Raw genomic sequence first — 6,086 nt, 5'->3', positions numbered from 1 at the left:
TATCTCCAGTTACACCAGTGGCTCCAGTAGGCCCAGTATCTCCAGTTACTCCAGTGGCACCAGTAGGCCCGGTATCTCCGGTAGGACCAGTAACACCAGTAGAACCTCTTTTTACAATCTTAGTATTTGTTTTTTTTCGTCCTTTTGCTTTAGCACAAGTGCTGTGATGTTTAACAACTTTTTTCTTTTTACATTCTCGTTTAAGAAGAGGGCAGGTTGGACCAGTAGGTCCGGTATCTCCAGTTACACCAGTGCCTCCGGTAGGACCAGTATCTCCAGTTACACCAGTATCACCGGTAGGTCCGGTATCTCCAGTTACACCAGTGGCTCCAGTAGGGCCAGTATCTCCAGTTACACCAGTGGCACCAGTAGGTCCGGTATCACCAGTTACTCCAGTGGCACCAGTTGATCCTGCTGCAGCCAGTAATGTGTAGTCTGGGGAAGTATCTGGTGTACCTGTCGGTGGTGCAGTATTTACTACATACGTACTGCCATTAAAGGTCACTACTTGCCCTACCGGGTAAGTAGGACTTACTACCGGATCAAACGCTTCAACCAGTATCACCAGTTACACCAGTGGCACCAGTAGGCCCGGTATCTCCGGTAGGACCAGTAACACCAGTAGAACCTCTTTTTACAATCTTAGTATTTGTTTTTTTTCGTCCTTTTGCTTTAGCACAAGTGCTGTGATGTTTAACAACTTTTTTCTTTTTACATTCTCGTTTAAGAAGAGGGCAATCATCAAATGTAGGTCTATCGTGACGAGATTTTCTGTAATGAGGTTGCCAATCATGATTTTTTCCGCAAAAGGGACATTTGTTATCGTACTGGTTATACAAATTCCCCATCTCCTAAAAGTTAATATTTTATTCTATGTGGAAATTTAAAAAGCGGAATTGAGCTTAATGATATTTTTTAGTTCGAAGTTCATCGAATCAAATCATTTAAAAGTTAAATCGTTTTATGTTATGGTGTTGAAAGAATGAAACTAGTATGATTTTTGAAAGAAATGGGGCAGCATGTATGAGTCAATCAGTTTTACAACACACAGCATATTCCGTGTTAAATTTATCCTCTGTAACAGAGGGGGGCACAATTAAAGAATCATTTGAGCATAGTATGGATTTAGCAAAAAAAGCTGAGAAGTGGGGCTACCATAGATATTGGCTTGCGGAGCATCATAATATGGAAGGGGTTGCGAGTTCAGCAACATCCGTCTTGATTGGACATATTGCTGGAGGGACTGAAAAGATCCGGGTTGGTTCTGGGGGGATTATGCTTCCAAACCATTCTTCACTCGTCATTGCAGAACAATTTGGAACACTGGAGACTCTGTATCCAGGGAGAATTGATTTAGGTCTTGGCAGGGCACCAGGAACAGATCAGTTAACGGCAAGGGCACTTAGACGTAATCTTCATAATGGGGAGGATTTCCCTGAGCAGCTTGAAGAACTTCGGCAATATTTCAAACCGACTGGTCAGGTCAAAAAACATGTAAGAGCCGTTCCGGGAGAAGGATTGGATATACCAATTTGGCTTCTTGGTTCAAGTGGTTTTAGTGCAAGGCTTGCAGGAGAACTGGGACTGCCATTTGCCTTTGCGGCACATTTCTCCCCTAAAAATACCATTCCTGCTTTAGAATTATACAGACAGTCATTTCAACCTTCAGATGTGTTAAAAGAACCTTATGCGATGGTTGGTGTCACGGTTTTTGCTGCTGATCAAACAGAGCGGGCTGAATATTTGGCGACGTCTCATTATCAGCGATTTTTGAGCCTTATTCGTAATACACCAGGAAAACTCAAAGCCCCTGTTGAAAGTATGGATGGGTTATGGAGTCCATATGAGAAGGCGATGGTGGACGAACAATTAAGTTCGACGATGATCGGGGATAAACAAAAGGTGAAAAAAGAGTTAGAAGCCTTTATTGAAGCAACTCAAGCAGATGAAGTCATGATTAATTCTGATATGTTTGACCATCAAGAAAGAATGCGTTCTTATGAAATCATTGCAGAGATATTTCAAGAGGAACAAGAAAAATAAGAATAAAAAAAAGAACTGCCAAGAGCAGTTCTTTTTTATTTATGCTTTAGTAAACACTCGAAATGGTTGTCCAACTGGCAGTACTGTACGACCAAAATGTGTATTCAGCACAACAGCTGCAGAACCATAAAATGAAAGAAGAGAAATAATCAATTCTGCAATACCAGCCATCGTATGAGTTACATCATACATCACACCAAACGAGCTAAGGGAAAGGCCAATGAATAAGAAATCAATAAAGACGAAAATCAAAAACAATACTTTATGTGTTTCCATTGCACCGATCGTCATAAATAAGCTGAAAATCAAATAACCAATAAAAGCAAAACCTAGTTGTTTTGGGTCCGCAGCTCCCGCAAGCGTTTTCCCAAAAACGCCAGCTTGAATGAGCCAAGTGGTTCCAACACCCATCCAAAAAAGACCGAATGCGCCGAAGGCAGTGGCTCCAAAAATATTATGATGCTTTGAATCTTGTATGGACGCGATCAGCTGCGCGATTCCTCCAAGGAAGATAGCCCAAGGTAAAATAAGAGATGTGCCATCTGTGATTCCTAGTTTTTGTGAAGACGCAACAAGCGTCACCATTGCTAAACCAAACAAACCAAGTGGTGTTGGGTCTGCGATTGATAATCGAATTGCTTGAACATTCTGTTTTTCCATAATGACCTCCTACAATTTGCACTTACAAAAGATACTCGAATTCGATAGAAACGTCAAGCTCTTTTTTAGTAGACACTTGCAACGTCTTCCAAATAAATCTATATTTAATACAATACATCATACATGTGATAGAAAAAGAGGGATGAGAATGAGTAAAGGCTTAGCTGGAAAGACCATTGCCATATGCGGAACAAGAAAAACAGAAGAAATGCGTACACTTGTTGAAAAGCAAGGAGGACAAGCTGTTATTCGTTCTCTTCAGGGCACTGTATTTTTAGCCAAAGAGGAATTGAAGCCAGGCATAGAAACCTTTGTAAAGAAGGGAGCTGACTGGGTCATTTTAACAACGGGTATCGGCACAGACACATTAATTGAAAGTGCAGAAGAGCTCCAGCTTGGAGAAGCATTTATGAACATTTTATCAAGTGCCCATATCGCTTCAAGAGGATACAAAACGTTTGCGGCTCTAAAAAAACACGGCATTCAGCCAGATGTTTCTGATGAAGATGGAACCGTTCGTGACCTCATTTCAAAGTTAGAAGACAAAGAACTTCAAGGTAAACGGGTCATGGTACAGCTTCACGGCGAAAATGCACCAGCTCTCATTGATTTTTTACATCACAAGGGAGCAGACGTTTTGCAGCTCATGCCATATCAGCACACGCCCCCTGAACCAGAGGCGGCGGACACTTTGCTTCAAGAAATGAAAGAAGGGAAGGTCCATGCCGTTTGTTTTACAACCGCTGTTCAGGTTCATGCCTTTTTCAAACTAGCAGAAGAATGGGGCAAAAAAGAAGAACTGCAACATCTATTCGAGCAGCATGTATTAGCTGTAGCTGTTGGAAAAGTCACAGCTGAAGCATTAAAAGAAGAGGGGATAAGCCGAATTCTAGCCCCTTCACTTGAAAGAATGGGTGCAATGATTATGGAATTATCTCAATATATGAAAAAACAATCGACGCACGCATAGAAAAAACGCCTTTCACATGACGAGTGAAAGGCGTTTTCGTTAGATTGTCCGTTTTCGATTTGTGCGAATTTTTTTCAAAACGAAATACAGTACGATGAGAACGATGGCAATGACCATAATTGGTGTTGTATACGTGTGAGCGACACTTTGAATGTGGTCCCATTTTGTCCCAAGCTGCATTCCAAGATAAATAAATAGGATGGACCAAGGGATGGCGGCTAATCCGGTCAAAAGAACAAATTTCAGAAATGGCATCTTTGCAATACCAGCTGGAATTGAGATCGCGTGGCGCACGACTGGGATAAATCGAGCTGTAAATACGACACCAGTTCCATATCGGTCAAACCAGCGTTCTGCCGTGGCAATATGATGCTCATGGATGAATAAATACTTCCCATACTTTGTTAAAAAAGGTCTTCCGCCGTAAAGGCCGATCCAGTAAATAAAGCACTGGGCAAGTGTTCCTCCAATAACCCCAGCGATGACGGCTCCAACAAATCCTATGCTTCCTGTTGACACCATATATCCGCCGTAGGCAAGTACAATTTCACTCGGGATAATTTCAATCATCAGTCCAAGTGCAACACCTGCGTAACCAAGGCTTGTCAGCCAGGTTAAAATTTCATTAAACAAGGTTCCCATTCATTTCACTCTGCCTTTAAATACGAATTTTCTTCAAGCATCCTTATAAGAGCCTATGCTTGTTTTGCTTCTCTCATGAGTATGCTTTGCATATATGCTAGCATGGCTGTCCGCATATCATGACGCATCAATCCAATTTCAGCCGCTGCCTTAAATGAGCCCAGCTTATCACCAACGTCAAATCTCATCCCATCTAATTGTTTTGCATAAATGGGTGATTCATGTGCAATGATTTTCAGGGCATCTGTCAGCTGAATTTCGTTCCCGGCACCTCTCTCGATTCCTTGAAGAATAGGAAAAATCGATGGTGTTAACAGATACCTGCCCATCACGGCTAAATCGGAAGGAGCTTCATGAATAGCTGGCTTTTCCACTAAGTCTGTGACTTCAAACACTTGACCGTCTACTCTAGCTGGTCTTATCATACCATACTTACTGACATCTAGACGATCCACTTGCTGGACGCCAATGACCTCTCTTTGTTTGTCTTCAAAGACTTCCATGAGCTGAGAGAGTGCAGGTCTTTCTGACACCATGACATCATCACCTAAAAGGACCGCAAAAGGATCATTGCCAGTAAAATGACGTGCACATAATACCGCATGTCCAAGACCTAAGGGCTCCTTTTGACGAATATAATGAATATTGGCCATATCCGCAATATGTTTGATTTCAGCTAACTGTTCATTTTTCCCTTTTTCAAGCAACGTGTGTTCTAGCTCAATCGAACGGTCAAAGTGATCTTCAATTGATTTTTTATTTCTTCCTGTGATAATTAGTATATCTTCAATGCCTGATTGAACAGCCTCCTCAACTATGTATTGAATAGCGGGTTTGTCGATAATCGGCAGCATTTCCTTTGGCTGTGCTTTCGTTGCGGGTAAAAAACGTGTGCCTAATCCGGCTGCTGGTATAACGGCTTTTTTGATATTCATTGAATCATCGCTCCATTTCTGATGGTTTATTTTCTGATGGAAACACCCATAGGCGGCTTCCAGTAAAAGTGATCATCATGCCAAGAAGGGTACCAATCGCTTTACTAATGAATAATGAGAAACCTGCTTGCTGCATGACATATAAGACAACATAGGTGAGGAGGCACGCTGCGCCGTTGACTGTGGCCCACTTGATCCATTCCCACTTGTCAGCTTTCTTTTTCACTTGGAACGTCCATTTTCGATTCCAAACATAACTGTTCAGCATTCCTGCGGTATAGGACAGGCACTGTGCAAGAAAAGAGGGAACAAAGCAAGCAGTTAAAAAAAAGAAGAACAAAAAGTCAATCATCGTATTGCTAGCGCCTACAGTTAAAAATGCGGCATAGGTCCGAATATTTTTCTTTGTCATGCGAAGGATCATCACCTCCTAGTGTTTGAGTGGGTGTATGAATACTGTACAAAAGCGAGTTGACGAATCAGTGAAGAAAAGATGAAAAAAACATGAACAAGCGATATCTGTTTTTTGACCAGCTCGTGATATAATTTGTAAGATGAAACGAACGGTGGTGCACATGCATGTATTTAACAATTGGAGAAACAGCTGAATACTTAGAAGTATCAGAAGCATATGTTGAAAAATTAATCCAGCAAAAAAAGATTCGTTACGTATTTGACGGGGAATCGTATCTCATTTATCAAGGGCAGTTTCAAACCCATATGAAACAGCTAGAACAATATAAAGAGCTCATTCAAGACATCTTAAATGAACCAATCCCTGAGGACCCGGACGTAAAAGATGAAGATTAAAAAAGACTGTACGAGAAGGGAGAACC

8 protein-coding genes and 1 pseudogene are annotated in these 6,086 nt (G+C 41.5%); 3 read left to right on the top strand and 6 right to left on the bottom strand.

What is annotated here, in order from left to right; translation table 11 throughout:
- Together BA79_RS18335 and BA79_RS18330 are read right to left on the bottom strand one after the other, a co-directional pair.
- A pseudogene (locus tag BA79_RS18335) lies at window positions 1-505 on the bottom strand (hypothetical protein); the annotation flags it as partial.
- Between the two features lie 46 nt (window positions 506-551).
- Window positions 552-839, bottom strand: coding sequence for a hypothetical protein (locus tag BA79_RS18330; protein ID WP_035704451.1), 288 nt, complete (start codon window positions 837-839; stop codon window positions 552-554).
- A gap of 184 nt (window positions 840-1,023) precedes the next feature.
- On the opposite strand from BA79_RS18330, the gene BA79_RS18325 reads away from it, so the two are divergent.
- Window positions 1,024-2,043, top strand: a complete 1,020-nt coding sequence (locus BA79_RS18325) for an LLM class flavin-dependent oxidoreductase (protein ID WP_035704454.1) — start codon at window positions 1,024-1,026, stop codon at window positions 2,041-2,043.
- A 39-nt stretch (window positions 2,044-2,082) separates the two neighbouring features.
- Here the strand turns inward: BA79_RS18325 and BA79_RS18320 are convergent, their stop codons facing one another.
- Window positions 2,083-2,703 carry an acetate uptake transporter gene (locus BA79_RS18320; RefSeq protein ID WP_007499188.1) on the bottom strand — a complete coding sequence of 207 codons (621 nt, stop codon included), beginning with the start codon at window positions 2,701-2,703 and terminating at the stop codon, window positions 2,083-2,085.
- Between the two features lie 148 nt (window positions 2,704-2,851).
- Between BA79_RS18320 and BA79_RS18315 the strand changes: the two genes are divergently transcribed.
- Window positions 2,852-3,673, top strand: coding sequence for a uroporphyrinogen-III synthase (locus tag BA79_RS18315; protein WP_024719426.1), 822 nt, complete (start codon window positions 2,852-2,854; stop codon window positions 3,671-3,673).
- A gap of 39 nt (window positions 3,674-3,712) precedes the next feature.
- Here the strand turns inward: BA79_RS18315 and uptA are convergent, their stop codons facing one another.
- The 3 genes from uptA to BA79_RS18300 are packed head-to-tail and all read right to left on the bottom strand — an operon-like array spanning window position 3,713 to window position 5,662.
- Window positions 3,713-4,315 carry an undecaprenyl phosphate transporter UptA gene (gene uptA / locus BA79_RS18310; protein WP_007499192.1) on the bottom strand — a complete coding sequence of 201 codons (603 nt, stop codon included), beginning with the start codon at window positions 4,313-4,315 and terminating at the stop codon, window positions 3,713-3,715.
- 53 nt (window positions 4,316-4,368) lie between these two features.
- Window positions 4,369-5,250 carry a UTP--glucose-1-phosphate uridylyltransferase GalU gene (gene galU, locus BA79_RS18305; protein ID WP_017359504.1) on the bottom strand — a complete coding sequence of 294 codons (882 nt, stop codon included), beginning with the start codon at window positions 5,248-5,250 and terminating at the stop codon, window positions 4,369-4,371.
- Between the two features lie 4 nt (window positions 5,251-5,254).
- On the bottom strand, window positions 5,255-5,662 hold the full coding sequence (locus tag BA79_RS18300; RefSeq protein WP_025207470.1) for a GtrA family protein: 408 nt from the start codon (window positions 5,660-5,662) through the stop codon (window positions 5,255-5,257).
- Between the two features lie 167 nt (window positions 5,663-5,829).
- On the opposite strand from BA79_RS18300, the gene BA79_RS18295 reads away from it, so the two are divergent.
- Window positions 5,830-6,060, top strand: coding sequence for an excisionase family DNA-binding protein (locus tag BA79_RS18295; RefSeq protein ID WP_008346618.1), 231 nt, complete (start codon window positions 5,830-5,832; stop codon window positions 6,058-6,060).
- Window positions 6,061-6,086 lie beyond the last annotated feature (26 nt).

This window comes from Bacillus altitudinis 41KF2b (assembly GCF_000691145.1).
GTDB lineage: Bacteria > Bacillota > Bacilli > Bacillales > Bacillaceae > Bacillus > Bacillus altitudinis.
The sequence above is the reverse complement of the archived record's forward strand: the minus strand, read 5'-3'. Positions and strand labels throughout refer to the sequence as shown.

Bases quoted from the DNA above. Each gene is read 5' to 3' on its own strand.
- BA79_RS18325 (WP_035704454.1), top strand. From the start codon at position 1,024: ATGAGTCAATCAGTTTTACAACACACAGCATATTCCGTGTTAAATTTA.
- BA79_RS18320 (WP_007499188.1), bottom strand. From the start codon at position 2,703: ATGGAAAAACAGAATGTTCAAGCAATTCGATTATCAATCGCAGACCCA.
- BA79_RS18315 (WP_024719426.1), top strand. From the start codon at position 2,852: ATGAGTAAAGGCTTAGCTGGAAAGACCATTGCCATATGCGGAACAAGA.
- uptA (WP_007499192.1), bottom strand. From the start codon at position 4,315: ATGGGAACCTTGTTTAATGAAATTTTAACCTGGCTGACAAGCCTTGGT.
- galU (WP_017359504.1), bottom strand. From the start codon at position 5,250: ATGAATATCAAAAAAGCCGTTATACCAGCAGCCGGATTAGGCACACGT.
- BA79_RS18300 (WP_025207470.1), bottom strand. From the start codon at position 5,662: ATGACAAAGAAAAATATTCGGACCTATGCCGCATTTTTAACTGTAGGC.
- BA79_RS18295 (WP_008346618.1), top strand. From the start codon at position 5,830: ATGTATTTAACAATTGGAGAAACAGCTGAATACTTAGAAGTATCAGAA.